General features: G+C 49.1%; 19 protein-coding genes. 4 read left to right on the forward strand and 15 right to left on the reverse strand.

Going from position 1 to position 16,479, the window contains the following annotated elements; all coding sequences use genetic code 11:
* Positions 1–33 precede the first annotated feature (33 nt).
* Positions 34–300, reverse strand: coding sequence for a hypothetical protein (locus GS398_RS06295; protein WP_160905843.1), 267 nt, complete (start codon positions 298–300; stop codon positions 34–36).
* Positions 301–433: 133 nt separating this feature from the next.
* On the opposite strand from GS398_RS06295, the gene GS398_RS06300 reads away from it, so the two are divergent.
* Positions 434–784, forward strand: a complete 351-nt coding sequence (locus tag GS398_RS06300) for a hypothetical protein (protein ID WP_160905844.1) — start codon at positions 434–436, stop codon at positions 782–784.
* Positions 785–788: 4 nt separating this feature from the next.
* Here the strand turns inward: GS398_RS06300 and trmD are convergent, their stop codons facing one another.
* The 10 genes from trmD to GS398_RS06350 form a co-directional block, all read right to left on the reverse strand.
* A complete protein-coding gene (gene trmD / locus GS398_RS06305) occupies positions 789–1,463 on the reverse strand; it encodes a tRNA (guanosine(37)-N1)-methyltransferase TrmD (protein WP_160905845.1) in 675 nt (224 codons plus the stop codon).
* A gap of 35 nt (positions 1,464–1,498) precedes the next feature.
* Complete coding sequence (locus tag GS398_RS06310; protein ID WP_160905846.1) at positions 1,499–1,699, reverse strand: helix-turn-helix transcriptional regulator; 201 nt, start codon at positions 1,697–1,699, stop codon at positions 1,499–1,501.
* Positions 1,696–2,544, reverse strand: a complete 849-nt coding sequence (locus GS398_RS06315) for a hypothetical protein (RefSeq protein WP_160905847.1) — start codon at positions 2,542–2,544, stop codon at positions 1,696–1,698. The genes GS398_RS06310 and GS398_RS06315 overlap by 4 nt, the downstream gene beginning before the upstream one ends.
* 69 nt (positions 2,545–2,613) lie before the next feature.
* Entirely contained in the window at positions 2,614–3,141 is a 528-nt protein-coding gene (gene rimM / locus GS398_RS06320; protein ID WP_160905848.1) for a ribosome maturation factor RimM, read from the reverse strand.
* A gap of 164 nt (positions 3,142–3,305) precedes the next feature.
* The gene (locus GS398_RS06325) at positions 3,306–3,830 is read right to left on the reverse strand and encodes a 30S ribosomal protein S16 (RefSeq protein ID WP_160905849.1); all 525 of its coding nucleotides are present in this window, start codon (positions 3,828–3,830) and stop codon (positions 3,306–3,308) included.
* A gap of 110 nt (positions 3,831–3,940) precedes the next feature.
* Positions 3,941–5,740 (reverse strand): M2 family metallopeptidase, encoded by a 1,800-nt coding sequence (locus GS398_RS06330; RefSeq protein ID WP_160905850.1) that lies wholly within the window; start codon positions 5,738–5,740, stop codon positions 3,941–3,943.
* Between the two features lies 1 nt (position 5,741).
* Complete coding sequence (pfkA, locus tag GS398_RS06335) at positions 5,742–6,725, reverse strand: 6-phosphofructokinase (RefSeq protein WP_160905851.1); 984 nt, start codon at positions 6,723–6,725, stop codon at positions 5,742–5,744.
* Between the two features lie 82 nt (positions 6,726–6,807).
* Positions 6,808–8,475 carry a protein-disulfide reductase DsbD family protein gene (locus tag GS398_RS06340; RefSeq protein ID WP_237488094.1) on the reverse strand — a complete coding sequence of 556 codons (1,668 nt, stop codon included), beginning with the start codon at positions 8,473–8,475 and terminating at the stop codon, positions 6,808–6,810.
* Positions 8,476–8,529: 54 nt separating this feature from the next.
* Entirely contained in the window at positions 8,530–8,994 is a 465-nt protein-coding gene (locus GS398_RS06345; RefSeq protein WP_160905852.1) for a protein-disulfide reductase DsbD domain-containing protein, read from the reverse strand.
* 8 nt (positions 8,995–9,002) lie between these two features.
* Complete coding sequence (locus GS398_RS06350; protein WP_160905853.1) at positions 9,003–9,779, reverse strand: biotin--[acetyl-CoA-carboxylase] ligase; 777 nt, start codon at positions 9,777–9,779, stop codon at positions 9,003–9,005.
* A 43-nt stretch (positions 9,780–9,822) separates the two neighbouring features.
* Here GS398_RS06350 and rsfS point away from each other — a divergent pair, with 43 nt between their 5' ends.
* From rsfS to GS398_RS06365, 3 genes are all read left to right on the forward strand, one after another.
* The gene (gene rsfS, locus GS398_RS06355; protein WP_160905854.1) at positions 9,823–10,197 is read left to right on the forward strand and encodes a ribosome silencing factor; all 375 of its coding nucleotides are present in this window, start codon (positions 9,823–9,825) and stop codon (positions 10,195–10,197) included.
* A 122-nt stretch (positions 10,198–10,319) separates the two neighbouring features.
* Positions 10,320–12,413, forward strand: a complete 2,094-nt coding sequence (gene ftsH / locus GS398_RS06360; protein WP_160905855.1) for an ATP-dependent zinc metalloprotease FtsH — start codon at positions 10,320–10,322, stop codon at positions 12,411–12,413.
* 171 nt (positions 12,414–12,584) lie between these two features.
* Positions 12,585–13,223, forward strand: a complete 639-nt coding sequence (locus tag GS398_RS06365; protein WP_160905856.1) for a LutC/YkgG family protein — start codon at positions 12,585–12,587, stop codon at positions 13,221–13,223.
* Here GS398_RS06365 and GS398_RS06370 read toward each other — a convergent pair.
* From GS398_RS06370 to GS398_RS06385, 4 genes are all read right to left on the reverse strand, one after another.
* Positions 13,220–14,227, reverse strand: a complete 1,008-nt coding sequence (locus tag GS398_RS06370; protein ID WP_160905857.1) for an inorganic phosphate transporter — start codon at positions 14,225–14,227, stop codon at positions 13,220–13,222. The genes GS398_RS06365 and GS398_RS06370 overlap by 4 nt on opposite strands.
* A 12-nt stretch (positions 14,228–14,239) precedes the next feature.
* Entirely contained in the window at positions 14,240–14,887 is a 648-nt protein-coding gene (locus GS398_RS06375) for a DUF47 domain-containing protein (RefSeq protein ID WP_160905858.1), read from the reverse strand.
* Between the two features lie 60 nt (positions 14,888–14,947).
* The gene (locus GS398_RS06380; protein WP_160905859.1) at positions 14,948–15,973 is read right to left on the reverse strand and encodes a sensor histidine kinase; all 1,026 of its coding nucleotides are present in this window, start codon (positions 15,971–15,973) and stop codon (positions 14,948–14,950) included.
* A gap of 61 nt (positions 15,974–16,034) precedes the next feature.
* A complete protein-coding gene (locus GS398_RS06385; RefSeq protein WP_160905860.1) occupies positions 16,035–16,424 on the reverse strand; it encodes a hypothetical protein in 390 nt (129 codons plus the stop codon).
* Between the last annotated feature and the right edge of the window lie 55 nt (positions 16,425–16,479).

Here is a 16,479-nt window from a genome sequence, read left to right on the forward strand (position 1 = left end):
GAATTTGAAAAAAGATTGCAACCCGGATGACTCTCACCCGGTATCTTCATTCAGCAATTGTGAAATGTGTTTGCATTCTATTTTAAAGTTGTCGAGCTCACCGTGATTTAGCCCGAAGATCTTTTCGAGGATCAGTACTTTTTGATGCGGAATATCTCGTTGATCGGCCAGTTTTATGTTCCGGTAATTTAAGAACGTATTGAAAGATACACCAAGCACCTTGGGAATTACTCTCATCGCCTTGTTGAAGTCTTTCTTCGGGAGGTTGTCAAGCAGGTCGTGAAGGCGATACTTATACATCGTTACAAAATTTTGTATTATTACAGTAAAATTTTGTTTTAGTTAACCAATAATTTGTATTGGCGAATTTTAATTCACAATAATTACGAACAAAATTAAAATAATTAGTTAGATGCAAATTATTTTCCGTTAGATGTTAAAAGAAATAGTTTACAAACTGCTTAAAGAGCAGGACCGGCCGCTGGGATGGCTGGCTACGGAAATGGACATGACGCCCGACGGATTGAAGCTGAGCCTCACCAACGAGTCGATGAAATACACGAACCTAAAATTAATGGCGACGGTACTGAACGTAGCTCCCGAATATTTTTTTAGCGGCGTAACCGCCGAAATCGCCGCAGCCAATATCGTGAACGATGAGCTTGCCGCTTTCCAGCATCTCAAACAAGAACTTGCCGCCTCTAAGGAACTGGTTGAAACGCTAAAAAGCCAGCTGCGGGATAAAGACCGGATCATCGACCTGCTGGGCAAGGCGAATAATTAATGATTTATTCAAGCAGGTCGGGCCTTCGCTCCCGGGTACGTTCGAGTGCCCGCTCATGGCGCCAGTTATCGATCGCAGCCTGGTTGCCGCTTAGCAAAACAGGCGGAACTTCGAGCCCGTTCCAGTTGGCGGGCCGGGTGTATACGGGCGCGTCGAGCAATTCTCCCTGGAAGGAATCTGAAAGCGCGGATGTTTCGTCAGACAGCACACCGGGAAGCAAGCGAACGATCGCGTCCACCAGTACCGCTGCCGGAAGCTCGCCGCCGGAAAGCACATAGTCGCCAATGGAGATCTCGCGGGTAACAAAAAGATCGCGGATACGCTGATCGATCCCCTTATAATGCCCGCAAAGAATGATGACGTTCTTTAGCGATGAAAGCTGGTTGGCGGCTGTTTGTGTAAGCACCTCGCCGTCAGGGGTCATAAAAATCACCTCGTCGTAATGGCGTTCTTCCTTCAGCTTACCGATGCAGGCGGCAAAAGGACCGATAGACATCACCATGCCGCTGCCGCCGCCGTAGGGATAATCATCCACATTTTTATGTTTATTGTCGGCGTAATCGCGGAGGTTATGCACATAAATCTCTGTAAGCCCTTTTTTTTTAGCACGTTGAAGGATGGAATGTGCAAACGGGCTTTCCAGCAATGCCGGGAGGACGGTGATGATATCGAAACGCATGTGCGAATATACGGATAACGTACCACGTCCAACTCTCAGTCACTGTCCTCTAACTCAAATATCTCCTCTACCGGCTTCCCGAACACCTTCGCGATTTTAAGGGCGAGTACAGCAGATGGTACGTAACGGTTCGACTCGATAGTATTTATCGTTTGCCGGGATACTTTGATCAGTTCGGCCAAATCGGCCTGGGTGATGTTTTTAATGGCACGTTCTATTCTCAGGTTGTTTTTCATATGGCGAAACCTCCTAACAACTGTTTTTCTTCTTTTAACCTGTTCCGCATAGAATAGTAACTGAATAACACGACGAAAATCAGCAGGGTGGAGATCAGGTTAATGACCAGGATGATAAGAAAACTTAAGCTGTATACGGCATAAGTTGCTACCAGTAAGAGCGAGTAGTTGATGAGCACGGCAAGGTACATGCTATCCAGGCGATGCTGCATGGTCAGCTCATCTTCGAATGAATTAAGCGAATAGGTCCACACCAGCAGCGACCCGAAAAGTGTATAGTAAATTACGTCGAGCATGCCTTCGGATATAAGGTTGTATTCGAATACGGACGACAGGATAATGACGAGCAGACTTACTATGGCGACTGCAACCGCGAGAATCCGCCAGGGTTTATAAGGCAGGAACCGGGGAGTGTTGACAACGAACGTATCTTTTTTGAAATGCAGCAGGTAGTTAAATCGGATGATAAAGATCAGGATGGGCGTACAAATATTATAGTTGATGAGGTCGGCATCACTCACCAGTCCAAGGACGAAATAAATAAGGCTGTTGATCAGGATGCTCCAGTATAATGCATCCATCCTGAGCCTCGATACCAGTTCATCCTCGATTTTTCTTTTGGAAAACGCGACGAAGATCAGCCCGAAAATCACCATCGTAATGGCTGCCTCGTCGGTGAAGTTGAACGTACCTGGCGCGATAGTGCTGGTTTCGGGCCGCCCCCATTGCAGGAAGCTGAACCTGAAGTTATGTTCGACATTTAAATACCCGAGCACCAAACCCGGTAACGCCAGGATCCAACCGATCACTTTGAAAACGGGAGGAAATAAAAATCTACTTTTCATTTGTCAAATTGTTTTGATCAAATGTAAAGTAAAGTTTAATATATGTCAAGTTTATTTTACATTTTTTCTCTATTCTCCTAAATAAATCCCGATCAATCCCTCCGGCAGCGTCACATGTAGGATCCCTTCCTCATCGTCAATCTCTTTAATGATCTCGTCGATCAGCGGGAACATGATCTCCCGGGATTTATAAGGTACTACCGCGATGTATTGCTGCGGGTATTCGTGGATCTCTATGATCTCACCAAGCTCGCCATGCGCTTCATCATGTACGATGTAACCTTTCAGGTCGGTAATCAGGAACTCGTCCTCATTTTTTTCTGGCATCTTGTCATTAGGCAGGTAGATCTTTTTCCGGATAATGGCTTGCGCCTTTTCGATGGTATCGACGTCATCAAAAAAGAAATTACCGGTTTGGTTTGCCTGCAATTTATAAGAGGAGGTAAAATAGGGCACCAGTTTACCGTTTATCTCGATAAAAACCGAATCGAGGTCAAGCTCCTCCGGCTCGCCGAACTCGAAAAACACCTGTACTTCGCCTTTAAGGCCTTTGGTTTTGGTGATGTAACCGAGGTAGAAACAGTCTGTGATATTCATATTGGCTGTTAGCTGTCAGCGATCAGCTGTCAGCCTGGTTTTTAGGTTATCAATCATGTCGGGAATTATCTTCAATTGCTCAAGCTGACCGCCGGCAGCTATAAAGCAAAATAGCGAAGTACTTTCTCACGGTACTTCGCTATCAGTTAAAGCAGTATGGCTGATTATTCTGCAGCAGGTGCTTCAGTTTCTTCAGCAGCGGCTTCTTCAGCAGGCGCTTCTTCAACCGGAGGTGTATTTTTCGCGGCGATAGCGGCGGCAATTTCCTCTTTCTTTTTAGCTTCAGCAGCCAGGGCAGCTTTACGGGCCTCGTCTTTAGTTTTAGTCAGGCTATCTTTTTTGCCTTCGATCTTGCCGGTTTTACCTTCCATCCAGGCAGTGAATTTGGTATCTGCCTGCTCCTGGGTTAATGCGCCTTTCTTTACGCCGCCTTCAAGGTGTTTTTTGTAAAGTATACCTTTGTATGAAAGGATTGCGCGAACAGTCTCTGTAGGTTGTGCACCTTTGTTTACCCAATCTAATGTGCTATCGAAGTCGATATCAATGGTTGCCGGGTTGGTGTTCGGGTTGTAAGAACCTAAACGCTCGATAAATTTACCATCTCTTGGTGAGCGTGAATCTGCTACTACCACGTGATAAAAAGGTTTTCCCTTTTTACCGAATCTTTGCAATCTGATCTTAGTTGCCATCTCTTTGTGTTATGTATTCAACATATTCCCGGAGTCCATCTGCGGGGCTGCAAAAGTAGGAATGTTTTTTTGAAAACGGAAATGAAATAGGGAACCTCTTCCCTATTCTCCTAAATTGTTTCAGGCAACGTATACTTCCGGCCTTTGTTCTGCACTTTCAGCCACTTCATGAGGGGTTCGAAATAGTCGAGCATAGGTTTTGCAGTAAGCTCCGAGCCGGTATTTTCTTTAAGTACCATGTTCCAGTCTTTGCTGGCGCCGGGATACATGATCTTGCGGAGAAAGTCGCCGACCGCCTTATTGCCATAGTAGTTGGTTGCTTTCGGGTCCTGGTGAAGGATCTCTTTCGCAATATGGTCATGCAGCTGGAACAGGATCACGTAAGATAGCGCATAATCATAGTACTGGGCAGCGTCATCATTGATATGCGTTTTTGAGGCTGCATCACAATAGATCTCCCCACGATCTGCGGGCGGCACGATGCCCTGGTATTTTTTGGCAAGCTCCCACCACTTCCGGTTGTATTGGTCCTGCGGAAGATTACCTGCATAAAGCTCTTTTTCGAACTCGGTCATGGTACCGGCAGAAAAAGGAATGAATACCACGTAGTTGAGCGCCTCTTTTAACAGCGCCTGGATCTCATCGGTCCTGGTGCCTTTGGCGATCAGGCCTTTATTTTCAAGGAACGGTTTTTGCGCGGCTGCCAGGCCCATCAGGCTGCCCATGGCCTCGTGGTATGCGCGGTTAGCGCCTTCGCGAAGCAGCGGCGGCACATCCTTGTTGGTATAGGTCATGTAATAGAAAATGTGGCCCAGCTCGTGGTTGGCGGTTTCGTACCATTCTGAGTTAGGTTCTACGCTCATGAGGCTGCGAACGTCTTTATCAAGGTCCATATGCCAGGCCGAGGCATGGTTGTTCTTTTTGTAACCGGCATTAGCCGGGGCGGGATACAGGCTCGATTTTTTCCAGAACGAGGCGGGCAGTTCCGGGTAGCCGATGCTCTTATAAAAATCAGCGGCATCCGTTACTATCCACGCGGCCGGCTTGGTTTTGAGTACCGAGTCGGTATTCATCCCCCGCACCGAAACCATGGCGCTCCAGTCTTGCGCCCAGCGGTTTGGAAGCCAGTGTGCAGGCAGGTATTCCGGTACTTCCTGCACGTGGTATTTTTTTGCCAGCTCGTAACGCGCATACGTGTGCAGCTCGCGGTACAGCGGACGCAGCTCGCCGTTGATCTTCTGGATCAGCGCCATCATTTCGTCGGTGTTCAGCCCGTAGTCAGATACCTGGTAGCTGAAAAAATCCTTGTAGCCTAATGCCTGTACCGTTTTGTTGCGCAGCTCGCGCAGGCTGGTAAGACCCGTTTTTAGTCCTTTTCCTACCTCTTTGCTCGACTCCCAGGCCGCCTGCCGTTTGGCCAGGTCGGTTTCATCTTTCAAAACGGCGTCGATCTCGTTGGTGGAAACCGATTTCCCGTTAAGTTGGAAATCGAAACCGAACAACTTCTCCGTCTGCGCGTTCTCCGCCTTGATCCTTGCTTTTACCACGTCTGAAACGGTTGCAGGATTATTTGCCGCGGTATAAAGGATCTTATTTAGCTGTTTTACCTGTAGCCCGGTGAGGTCGGATTTTGTTTCCAGCAACTTTCGTGCGCGCTCAATATTCTCTTTACTCCCCGTGAAATTGGCAAAAGCCTCGCCCGTTACCTGCACCAGGTGGGCGTTGGTGGTATCGCCTTCCACAATTTTGGTATTGGATGCCCATTGTGCTTCAGACGATGCCGTATACAGCTCCAGGTATTCGGTGGTATAAGCGTCTATAAACGACTGTGCTTCGGCTTGCTTTCTTTCATTGCTTGCGCACGACGAAAAGAGCAGCAGGATGAGCACCGGGAAGCAGCGCTTTTTCATATTATAAGGATAAAATTTCCACGATCTTTAACAGGCTTGGGTTCACTTCGTTGATGTGTTTAATGGCGTTCCGGAACGGGGTGTAGTAAATATCTCCGTTCACCAGCCCAACCATTTCGCCTTTGCGGCCTTCCATCAGCTTTTCTACTGCAGCTACCGCAAGACGGCTGGCCAGCACACGGTCCATACAGGTTGGACGGCCGCCGCGCTGGATATGCCCTAAGATGGAGACCCTGGTGTCATACTGCGGGAACCGGTCTTTCACCGCGGCGGCAACTTCGAATGCGCCACCTGCATCGTCGCCTTCGGCCACGATCAATATTTTCGACGATTTATCTTTCCGACCCTTCTCGAGGCGCTTAAATAAAGCGTTAATGTCCGTTTTCGTTTCCGGGATCAGGATCGCTTCCGCACCCACGCCAATCCCGCTTCGCAAAGCGATGAGGCCTGAGTCGCGACCCATCACTTCCACGATAAAAAGCCGGTCGTGCGATTCCGCCGTGTCGCGGATCTTGTCCACCGCATCCACTACCGTGTTAATGGCCGTATCGTAACCAATGGTGAAATCCGTTCCCGCCAGGTCGTTATCGATAGTTCCCGGCAAACCGAGTACGGGGATACCGAATTCTTCGATGAAAATATTTGCGCCGGTGAAGGTCCCGTCGCCGCCAATCGCTACCAGCGCATCAATGCCGTGTGCCACCAGGTTGTCATACGCCTTTTTCCGGCCTTCGGGCGTGCGGAACTCGTCGCTCCTGGCGGTTTTAAGGATCGTTCCGCCGCGCTGGATAATGTTGGAAACCGATTTCCGGTTCATGGGCAGGAATTCCCCGTGGATCATACCGTCGTAGCCGCGCATAATTCCGGTAACCTGTAAGTTATAATAAAGTGCCGTTCGTACCACTGCACGGATGGCGGCATTCATCCCCGGGGCATCCCCGCCGGAGGTAAATACACCTATATTTTTGATCTTTGATTTTGACATGTGTGTGTGTTGTTAGTAGTTATCAGTAACAATTACCGGCTTCCGCCCTGTGCAGGACTGCTTGCTGACAACTGGTCACCGGTTACTTCCTGAAGGCGGCAAGCCCGCTATCCAGGAAGCGAATATAACTCTCTACGTTAAAATCTGCACCAGATGGCTGCACCATTTTCTCACCGGACGTATTGGCGAGCACGTAAAATGGCTGAGCGATCGTATTAAAACGGGTGGCTTGCAGGTGTTTGAATTTCTTTCCGACGCTATTTACCTGTGTTTTTAGGATCGCTGACTGAAAGAACTCGCTTTCGGGGAGTTTTTCCTTGCTGTCAGTGAAGAGCGAGATCACCACATAGTCGTTCTTAAGCCTCTTTAACACTTCGGGGTTCGACCATACGTCCTGTTCCATTTCACGGCAGTTTACGCACTGCTCGCCGGTAAAATCAAGGAAAACGGGTTTATTTACCGATTTCGCATAGGCCAGGCCTTCGTCGTAATCATAAAAGGCATCGATGCCGTGCGGGGTATATTTATGGAACAAGTCGCTGTATTTTTTAGAGCCAGGGTGAGCCGCGGATGCGCTGCCTGTTCCCCCGGCCGTAAGCACGAAGTCCTGTGTGCCCATGGCGGGCGACAAGCCGCTGATCACCTTGAGCGGCGCACCCCATAACCCGGGAATAAGGTAGACGGTAAACGCGAACACGATCACGCTGAGCAGAAGTCTCGGGACCGCCACGTTTTTAAGATCGCTGTCGTGCGGCAGCTTGATCTTCCCCAGGAGGTAAAAGCCTGCCAGTGCCGAAAGCACGATCCAGATTGCCAGGAATACTTCGCGATCGAGAAACTCCCAGCCGAAAGCGAGATCGGCGCCTGATAAGAATTTAAGTGACAGCGCCAGCTCCACGAAGCCCAGTATCACCTTTACGGAGTTAAGCCAGCCTCCCGATTTTGGCAATGATGACATGAGCCCCGGGAAAATTGCAAACACCATGAAAATAAGTGCCAGCGTACCCGAAAAACCCAGCATGGCTACTGCCGGGCCCATAACGGCGCCATTGGCCACGTTCAGGATGATCCCGCCGATCAGCGGGCCGGTGCAGGAGAACGATACCACCGATAAAGTAGCAGCCATAAAGAAAATACCCAGGAGCCCTTTTGACTCCGACTTGGCATCAAGGCTATTCACCAGCGAGCTTGGCAGGTTTATCTCGAATGCACCGAGAAACGAAATTCCGAAAATGACCAGTACCGCGAAAATAAAAAGGTTAAAATACCCATCGGTCGACAGTTCGTTGAGCGCTCCCGGCCCGAAGAGCGCCGTAATGAGCAAGCCGAGCGCAACATAGATCACTACGATAGACAAGCCATAGATCACCGCGCCCTGGATGCCCTTGCCTTTCGTTTCGGCCCTTTTGGTGAAAAAGGAGATCGTTAACGGTACCATCGGGTAGATACAGGGCATAAAAAAGGCGGCAAGTCCGCCGATAACACCCAGGATAAAGATACCCCACAACGACCCGTCTCCCTGGCCGGAGGCACCGGCCGGCACCTGCGGTGTTGTCGGCACAACGGCGGACGTATCTTTATTAAGGGAGTCGGTCGCGGTAACGTTGTCGGTAGCTACAGGTTCACTTTCGCCAAACACAACACCTTCTGTCGACACGGTATCTGTTGAAGTTTGCGCGCCCGCCTGCCCGGAAACCAGGATGATCACGGCAAAAAATATTACCCTAAAAAAAGTCTTGATCTTCATCATAAAAAAACAAAAGGCACAATGGTGAATTGTGCCTTATATACAGGTTTAAAAAGTTTATTTGGCAGCCGGTTTAGCGGGAACGGCGATACTAAAATTCAGCTCATCGGGAGGCAGGCAGGTGGTATCGTTACAGGTCATATATTCAAAACTGCCTTTTACCACTGCCGCAGTACCGGCTTTAACCTTCACCTTCTGCTGAAAAACCACCTCGTTTTCGAAATAGCTAACATTCGTTTTGAAAGCCTTTTCATATTTAGTGATCGGCTTCGGCTCGATGGTGGTGCCAACTAACGTGTAAGCTTTCGACGCCGGGAACGTGAACGTAGTGGGGTTCGGCCCTACCACCTTTTTTTGCGAGTAAATATGCCAGCCCTCATCGATGGTAGCTTTGATAAAAACCACGGCCTCGGTTGCGCTCAACCGCTTCGATCCGTAGGTCCACGTAACCGGGTTTTCCAGCTGCGCAAAAGCCCCGGAACCGATCCCAAGCAGCGCGATAAACAAGATTATTTTTTTCATGATGTTGTTTAAACGTTTAAAAATTCAATTTCTTTCAGCGAATAGTCCTTCTGTGCCCCTTCATGGTCTAGCTGTAAGATGCCTTCGTCGGTCACATTAGTAATGGTCCCGGTAAATTCTTCACCCGTCTTCATCACCCGGTAACGGTGCGGCTCATTCAGCCGGTAAAGCTTTTCCCGGTAACGTCGGGAGATCTCTTCCCGGTGCCCCGATTTAAGCCGCAGGTACCACCCTTCTATGTGGCTGCAAATTTCAGACAATAATATCGTTAAATCATAATTGCTTTGTAAGATTTTAGCAATCGAGGTAGCGTTACGCAAGCTATCCGGGAATGCTTCCTGGTTTACGTTCAGCCCAATGCCAATTATGGCATATTTCCACTGGCTGCCGCGAATAATATTTTCGATAAGCATGCCACCCAGTTTGCCGCTGCCGAAATAGATGTCATTCGGCCATTTGATCGCTGCCTTATTGCCGAGGATCCGCTGCAAAACCTCGTTTAAAGCCACGCTGATGCACTTATTTAAGATAAATTGGTCGGCCGGGTTGATAAAGCCCGGGCGAAGCAAGAGACTGAATGTTAAGTTTTTTCCGGGCTCGCTATGCCAGGTATTTGTTAATTGCCCGCGCCCGGCCGTTTGTGCCTCTGCCATTATTACAGTCCCTTCGGGCAATGGCGCAGATTTTGACAATTCATCCCTGAGATAATTGTTCGTCGAATCGATCGTTTTTAATGAGATGATATTTTGACCAACAAATAATCCTGAAAAAGTGTTATTTTGCAATTGTCTGTTAATAAGAGTTATTTTTCAAAACTAAATTTTTTTAATGGTTAAAAATAAAACGATCAGTGAATCGTCATTCTTATCAGAGCTCAGCATCCACGGGATGCAGGAAAAGAAAGGGAATGAAATTGTAAGGCTGGATCTAAGAAATATACACAACTCGGTAGCCGATTATTATGTGATCTGTCATGCCGAATCATCTACCCAGGTAAAAGCCATTGCCAACAGTGTTGAGGAAGAGATTTATAAAGCGTTGCAGATCGAGCCGGTCCGTAAAGAAGGGCTGCAATACGGGGAATGGATCCTGCTCGATTATGTTGATGTGGTGATACATATTTTTAAAACGGAGAAGCGGCACTACTACGGGATCGAAGAATTGTGGGGAGATGCTGAACTTAAAAATTATAAAAGCGCTTAATACGTTTACGTCGGACGTAGATACGTAGCAGCAATAGGAACCAAGATTGAACGGGCGGCTTCACTCAGGCGCCTGGTAGGAAACGTCCGACGTAAAAACGTCGGACGTAGAACGTAAAACACATGAAAGATAATACCCCAGATAAAAGAAAAACCATCAAGAAAATTCCTGGTAAAAAGATAGTTCCCAAACCGCCAAGGTTCAATGTGATGTGGCTGTATGCGGCGATCATTATCGGGCTTTTTGCGGTGCAGTACATGTTTAACGATAACAGCGCCAAGCCGATCACTTACCAGGAGTTCGAAACAAAATTTTTGAAAGCCGGCGACGTAAAGAAGCTGGTGATTTACAAGTACGGCGATCTTTATAACGTAGAAGTTTACATAAAGGCCGACAGGCTCGGGCAGACGAAGTTTAACGATGTGCGTAAGAAGACGAGCTTCAGCATGTCGGGCGCTAACGGTCCGCAGTATTACTTCACGCAATCAACTGCCGAAGCCCTCGATAAACGGATCGGCGAAGCGGAAAAAGATCTTCCGGCTGATCAGCGTACACCCATCGTGGCCGAAACGAGAGAAAGCTTTTTTGGTACCTGGTTCGTGCAGTTACTAATCCCGATGCTGCTGCTGGTGGGTTTCTGGATCTTTATTATGCGCCGAATGGGTGGCGGAGCCGGTGGTGGCGCAGGTGGCCAGATCTTTAATATTGGCAAATCAAAAGCTACGTTATTCGATAAAGAAGCGCAGGTATCCGTCACTTTTAACGATGTGGCTGGCCTTGAAGAAGCCAAGCAGGAGGTAATGGAGATCGTCGATTTTCTTAAGAACCCTAAGAAATATACCAACCTCGGCGGAAAGATCCCCAAAGGCGCGTTGCTGGTAGGCTCGCCGGGTACCGGTAAAACGTTGCTTGCCAAAGCCGTCGCCGGCGAAGCGCAGGTGCCTTTCTTCTCGCTGTCAGGATCCGATTTCGTAGAGATGTTCGTGGGCGTGGGTGCTTCGAGGGTCCGCGACCTGTTCCGCCAGGCGAAGGATAAAGCGCCATGTATTATTTTTATCGACGAGATCGACGCCATCGGCCGTGCCCGCGGTAAGAACAATATTGTAGGCGGCAATGACGAACGCGAAAATACCCTGAACCAGTTGCTGGTGGAGATGGATGGATTCGGGACCGATTCCGGCATTATCATCATGGCCGCTACCAATCGTCCGGATGTACTGGATTCTGCGCTGCTGCGCCCGGGCCGTTTTGACAGGCAGGTTTCTATCGACAAGCCCGACCTGGTTGGCCGCGAGCAGATCTTTAAAGTCCACCTGAAACCTATTAAACTGGCGGAAGGCGTAGATGCCAAGAAACTGTCTGCACAAACTCCGGGCTTCGCAGGTGCGGAAATAGCCAACGTATGTAACGAGGCCGCCCTGATCGCGGCGAGACGTGATAAGCAGGCGGTGGATATGCAGGATTTCCAGGATGCCATCGATCGCGTTATCGGCGGACTGGAAAAGAAGAACAAGATCATTTCTCCCGAGGAAAAAAAGATCGTGGCCTACCACGAAGCCGGTCACGCTATTGCGGGATGGTTCCTCGAGCATGCGGACCCGCTGGTAAAAGTATCCATCGTGCCGCGTGGGGTGGCCGCCCTTGGTTATGCGCAGTACCTGCCGAAAGAACAGTTCCTGTACACTACCGAGCAGCTTACCGACGGCATGTGTATGACGATGGGCGGTCGGGTGGCCGAAGACCTGATTTTTAACAAGATCTCTACCGGCGCGCAGAACGACCTCGAGCGGATCACTAAACTGGCTTATGCCATGGTGACCATCTACGGGATGAATGATAAAGTAGGCAACGTTTCGTTTAACGGACAAGAAGGCGAATACCAGTTTAACAGGCCTTACTCTGAGAAGACCTCCGAGCTGATAGACCAGGAAGTAAGGCTGCTGATAGCTGAAGTATACGCGCGTACCAAGCAACTGCTTATCGATAACCAGGAAGGCCTGGAGAAACTGGCCAGGAAACTGTTGGAGAAAGAGATCCTGTTCCAGAGCGACCTCGAGGAGATCCTCGGAAAGCGCCCGTTTGATACCCGCACTACTTATGATGAGTTTGTGAACGGGATAGAAGGCGGCGACCAGGAGAAAGCGGCGCAGGGCCTGCTGCACGACGGCGTTGGCGATAACTCCGGCGCGCTGAAAGCACAAAGCGCAGCCGAATAGCAGATCATGACATTTATTGAAGGTCCTTTCTTAATACGGAGGGACCTTTTACATTTACAATTAAAGCCGGAAGCCCAAAGCCGAAAGCGCATAGCGGGAGCCCGGTACCGGGCACTTGCTGACGAAAGAGAAACATGCTTAAGCTGTAAGCTTAAGCTTTATGCTCAAAAAATGAAAGACAATACTTCCTCCCGTGAAAAGATGCTGAAGAAGATCAGGAAAGCATTGCTCGAAAAGCGCGATAACCCTTATCCCAACCTCGAAGAGGCCCCGCTTTACGAGAGTTATGACGATTATCCCGACATCCTTTTCGCCGAGCAGCTGACCATGGCGGCAGGGAAATTCGTTTTCTGCGAAGACGAGATCCAGTTCATAGAAAACCTGCTGCTAATGGCCGATGAAAAGAACTGGCGGAAGATCTATTGCTGGGAACCACCCTTGCAGGAGATGCTGGATAAGTACGAGTTCCCCTTTTACAGCACCGATACCGACTTTATGCTGGCGGAAGTGGGTATCACCCTGTGCGAGTCGCTTATTGCACGTAATGGCAGCGTAATGGTGTCTAACGGCAGTGCTGCAGGACGAAGGTTAAGTATTTATCCCCATTACCATATTGTGCTCGCCTACACTTCGCAGCTGGTGCCCGACCTGAAAGACGCGTTCAAATTGCTGAAAGCCCGGTACGGGCAAAACCTGCCTTCCATGACTTCGGTCATTACGGGGCCCAGTCGTACCGCCGACATCGAGAAAACGCTGGTATTGGGCGCACACGGCCCCAGGGAGCTGATCGTATTTTTGATAGAAAGTTAGTTAAATACGTTGATCACCAGGTAAACGACTGCGGCCAGCAAGGCCGATACCGGGATGGTTAATATCCAGGCCCATACCAGGTTAATAGTAACCCCCCATCTAACGGCAGAAATACGCTTGGTCATGCCTACGCCGATGATCGAGCCGGTAATAGTATGCGTAGTTGAAACCGGGATCCCGAAGTGTTCTGTAATGCCTAATGTAACTGCACCGGCAGATTCCGCGGCCACGCCCTCCAGCGGCGTAACCTTGGTAATACGTGATCCCATCGTTTTAACAACCCGCCAGCCCCCGGTCATGGTGCCGCCGGCGATCGCGATGTAACACACGAGCGGAACCCAGCCCGGCATTTCGGTTACGTTGGGAACCTTCGCCGCCAGGATGGCGACATAAATGATTCCCATTACTTTTTGCGCGTCATTGCCGCCGTGCGTAAAGCTCAGCGCAGCAGACGAAAGCAGCTGAAGACCTTTAAACCACTTCTCGGCAGTGTGCGGCCGGACATTGCGGCATGCGTTAATAATGATCAGCGCGATGATCACGGAAAATATAGACCCTATTATCGGCGCAAGTACAATAAATGAAACGATCTTGATCACATACCCGCCGTTAATGGCGGCGAGCGGGCTGGCACCCATCAGCAATGCGTTGGTGATCCCCGCGCCGGCAAACCCGCCGATGAGGGTATGTGAAGAGCTTGACGGGATCCCATAATACCAGGTGAGCAGGTTCCAGCAGATAGCTGCGATAAGTCCTGCCAGGATCACGTGCAGCGTAATGAAGTTTTCGGTAACTGTTTTAGCTACCGTATTGGCCACTTTATGGTCGGTGAAGTAAAAATAAGCGGCGAAGTTAAAGATCGCAGCCCAGAGTACCGCCTGGAAGGGACTAAGCACCTTGGTAGAAACGATGGTAGCGATAGAGTTTGCTGCATCGTGGAAACCATTGATGTAATCAAATGCGATAGCAAGAATAACTACTATAACCAGTAATGAAGTAACCATAGATCCTGTATTTTAAGCGTTCTTAACCAGGATCGACTCCATTACGTTGGCAGCATCCTCGCACCTGTCTGTGGCCGTTTCGAGGGCGGCAAGTACTTCTTTGTATTTGATAATGGTTTTGGCGTCGTCTTCGTAATCAAAGAGATGGGCAACGGCACGTTCAAAAACGTAATCGGCCTGGTTCTCCATGCTGTTGATGCGTACACACGAATCGGTAATGATGCGAATGTTCTTCAGGTTCTTTAGCTCGCGTACCGCTTTATCTACGTCGATACAACCCTGGTGTACCAGCTCTGCCAGCTTTACGATCGGGTCGGTCATTACCGTAACGTTATAAAGCTCCATCCGGTTGGCCGAGCCCTGGATGTAATCAGCTATGTCATCGATCGCTGAAGCCAGCGAATGGATATCTTCACGGTCAAATGGCGTAATAAAATTCTTGCTCAGTTCCAGGTAAAGCTGGTGGGTGATCTCATCGCCTTTATGCTCCAGGTCATTGATTAGCTTAAAAAGCTCGTTCCGGCGCTTGAGGTCGCTGGTTTTTACGGCTTCAACCAATGTTTCGCCGCATTTAATAAGGTTAGCGCTCGCCTGTTCAAATAGCGGGAAAAATACCCTGTCCTTTGGAACGAAATACTTGAAAATGTTATTTAAGGCCATATTTATTTAATTGTGACAAAGCTACGATCCATATGTTAATTTAGTGTTAACTTATTGTGACTACCCCTTTCCAAGGGTGAATCCAAACGTGGACCCGATCCCTTCCGTGCTTCGAACGGAAATGGTTTGCTGGTGCGCCTCGATGATATGTTTTACGATGGCCAGGCCGAGGCCCGATCCGCCGATTTCGCGCGACCTGCTCTTCTCCGTGCGGTAAAACCGTTCGAAGATCCTGGGCAGGCTTTTTTCTTCTATGCCCGGACCGTTGTCTGTTACTTCCACCAGTACCTGGTCAAAAAGCTCGAAGATCTTGATAAAGGTGGTGCCAAACTCCGAGCCGTACTTAAACGAGTTGTCGATCAGGTTTACCAATACCTGCCGGATCTTTTCACGGTCGGCGTTTACCATGACCGGGTAGTTGTATTTGTCTTTAAAGATGAGCGAGATCTTGTATGTTTTTGCCTTGATCTCCAGGGTATCGAATACCTCGCGGATCAGCACCGAGAGATCGAACCGTTCGAAGGTGACGGGCACTTCGCCGCTTTCCAGCTTGGAGATGGCGTCGAGGTCCTTCAGGAGATAGCTCAGCCGGTCGATGTTTTTCGACGCCTTGTCCAGGAACCGTATAGCCAGCTCTTTGTCTTCAAACTCGTCGTCCCTGATGGCTTCGATAAAACCCTGGATGGCGAATAAGGGTGTTTTAAATTCGTGCGATACGTTGGCAAGGAACTCCCTGCGGAAAGCTTCCTGGTTCTTGAGGGTTTCGATCTCGCTTTTCTTATCTCGTGCCCATTCTTTTACCTCCTGCTGCACGTCGTTGATCGGGTCGCTGCTGAACATATGCTCGCCGAGCGCGTCTTTCAGGTCCTTGCCCAGTTTGAGGTTGTGAATGAGTTTATAAATGATCTTGATCTTGCTATACACGTAGCGTTCGATAAGGTAATAGAATACCACGAAGCTAACGATCAGGCTTACCAGGAAGGTAATGGCAAGATTGTACCAGTTATGCTGAAAGTAAAAGTTCAGTATTGCGAGAGACAGTGCAACAGCCAGGGCATTAATAAATACCAGGACAGAAAATTTCATAAGTAAACATAGTAAAAGTGTGCCATACCCCGGGGTGCAGCACACTTTTATTAATCGAAACTTAATACGATTCCACCAGCACCACCTTGATCTTTACCGATCCGGGAGGTGTGATCACTGTTTTCCCGTCAGATGCCTGGATCTCCAGGGCCACCTGGCCTACCCGGTGCGTGAAGCTATAGGCGATGCCGTTGTACACTTCCGGGACCTGCTCATATATGTTGGAGCCGAAAGAAGCATATACCAGCACAGCGCCGTTCTCATTAAAGTAGCCGTCGATCTCGGGCATGTCGATGGCTGCCGTATACGTTTTGCCGCCATTGGAAGAGATCCAGCTTCCCGAGCCAAGATTTACGATAATGGTACGGTTTGGAGTTACGTATTCTCTTTTCTCGCAGGAGGAGATTAAAAATAAGATGGGTAATATGAGTAACAAGGTTGAACGTTTCATAATCTTCAGAATTAATATACAGGTCAGACGAAATAAAAAGGGCCGCGGTTGCAAC

This window comes from Hufsiella ginkgonis, assembly GCF_009834915.1.
In the GTDB taxonomy this organism is placed as follows: domain Bacteria; phylum Bacteroidota; class Bacteroidia; order Sphingobacteriales; family Sphingobacteriaceae; genus Hufsiella; species Hufsiella ginkgonis.

Bases quoted from the DNA above. Each gene is read 5' to 3' on its own strand.
- GS398_RS06295 (WP_160905843.1), bottom strand. From the start codon at position 300: ATGTATAAGTATCGCCTTCACGACCTGCTTGACAACCTCCCGAAGAAA.
- GS398_RS06300 (WP_160905844.1), top strand. From the start codon at position 434: ATGTTAAAAGAAATAGTTTACAAACTGCTTAAAGAGCAGGACCGGCCG.
- trmD (WP_160905845.1), bottom strand. From the start codon at position 1,463: ATGCGTTTCGATATCATCACCGTCCTCCCGGCATTGCTGGAAAGCCCG.
- GS398_RS06310 (WP_160905846.1), bottom strand. From the start codon at position 1,699: ATGAAAAACAACCTGAGAATAGAACGTGCCATTAAAAACATCACCCAG.
- GS398_RS06315 (WP_160905847.1), bottom strand. From the start codon at position 2,544: ATGAAAAGTAGATTTTTATTTCCTCCCGTTTTCAAAGTGATCGGTTGG.
- rimM (WP_160905848.1), bottom strand. From the start codon at position 3,141: ATGAATATCACAGACTGTTTCTACCTCGGTTACATCACCAAAACCAAA.
- GS398_RS06325 (WP_160905849.1), bottom strand. From the start codon at position 3,830: ATGGCAACTAAGATCAGATTGCAAAGATTCGGTAAAAAGGGAAAACCT.
- GS398_RS06330 (WP_160905850.1), bottom strand. From the start codon at position 5,740: ATGAAAAAGCGCTGCTTCCCGGTGCTCATCCTGCTGCTCTTTTCGTCG.
- pfkA (WP_160905851.1), bottom strand. From the start codon at position 6,725: ATGTCAAAATCAAAGATCAAAAATATAGGTGTATTTACCTCCGGCGGG.
- GS398_RS06340 (WP_237488094.1), bottom strand. From the start codon at position 8,475: ATGATGAAGATCAAGACTTTTTTTAGGGTAATATTTTTTGCCGTGATC.
- GS398_RS06345 (WP_160905852.1), bottom strand. From the start codon at position 8,994: ATGAAAAAAATAATCTTGTTTATCGCGCTGCTTGGGATCGGTTCCGGG.
- rsfS (WP_160905854.1), top strand. From the start codon at position 9,823: ATGGTTAAAAATAAAACGATCAGTGAATCGTCATTCTTATCAGAGCTC.
- ftsH (WP_160905855.1), top strand. From the start codon at position 10,320: ATGAAAGATAATACCCCAGATAAAAGAAAAACCATCAAGAAAATTCCT.
- GS398_RS06365 (WP_160905856.1), top strand. From the start codon at position 12,585: ATGAAAGACAATACTTCCTCCCGTGAAAAGATGCTGAAGAAGATCAGG.
- GS398_RS06370 (WP_160905857.1), bottom strand. From the start codon at position 14,227: ATGGTTACTTCATTACTGGTTATAGTAGTTATTCTTGCTATCGCATTT.
- GS398_RS06375 (WP_160905858.1), bottom strand. From the start codon at position 14,887: ATGGCCTTAAATAACATTTTCAAGTATTTCGTTCCAAAGGACAGGGTA.
- GS398_RS06380 (WP_160905859.1), bottom strand. From the start codon at position 15,973: ATGAAATTTTCTGTCCTGGTATTTATTAATGCCCTGGCTGTTGCACTG.
- GS398_RS06385 (WP_160905860.1), bottom strand. From the start codon at position 16,424: ATGAAACGTTCAACCTTGTTACTCATATTACCCATCTTATTTTTAATC.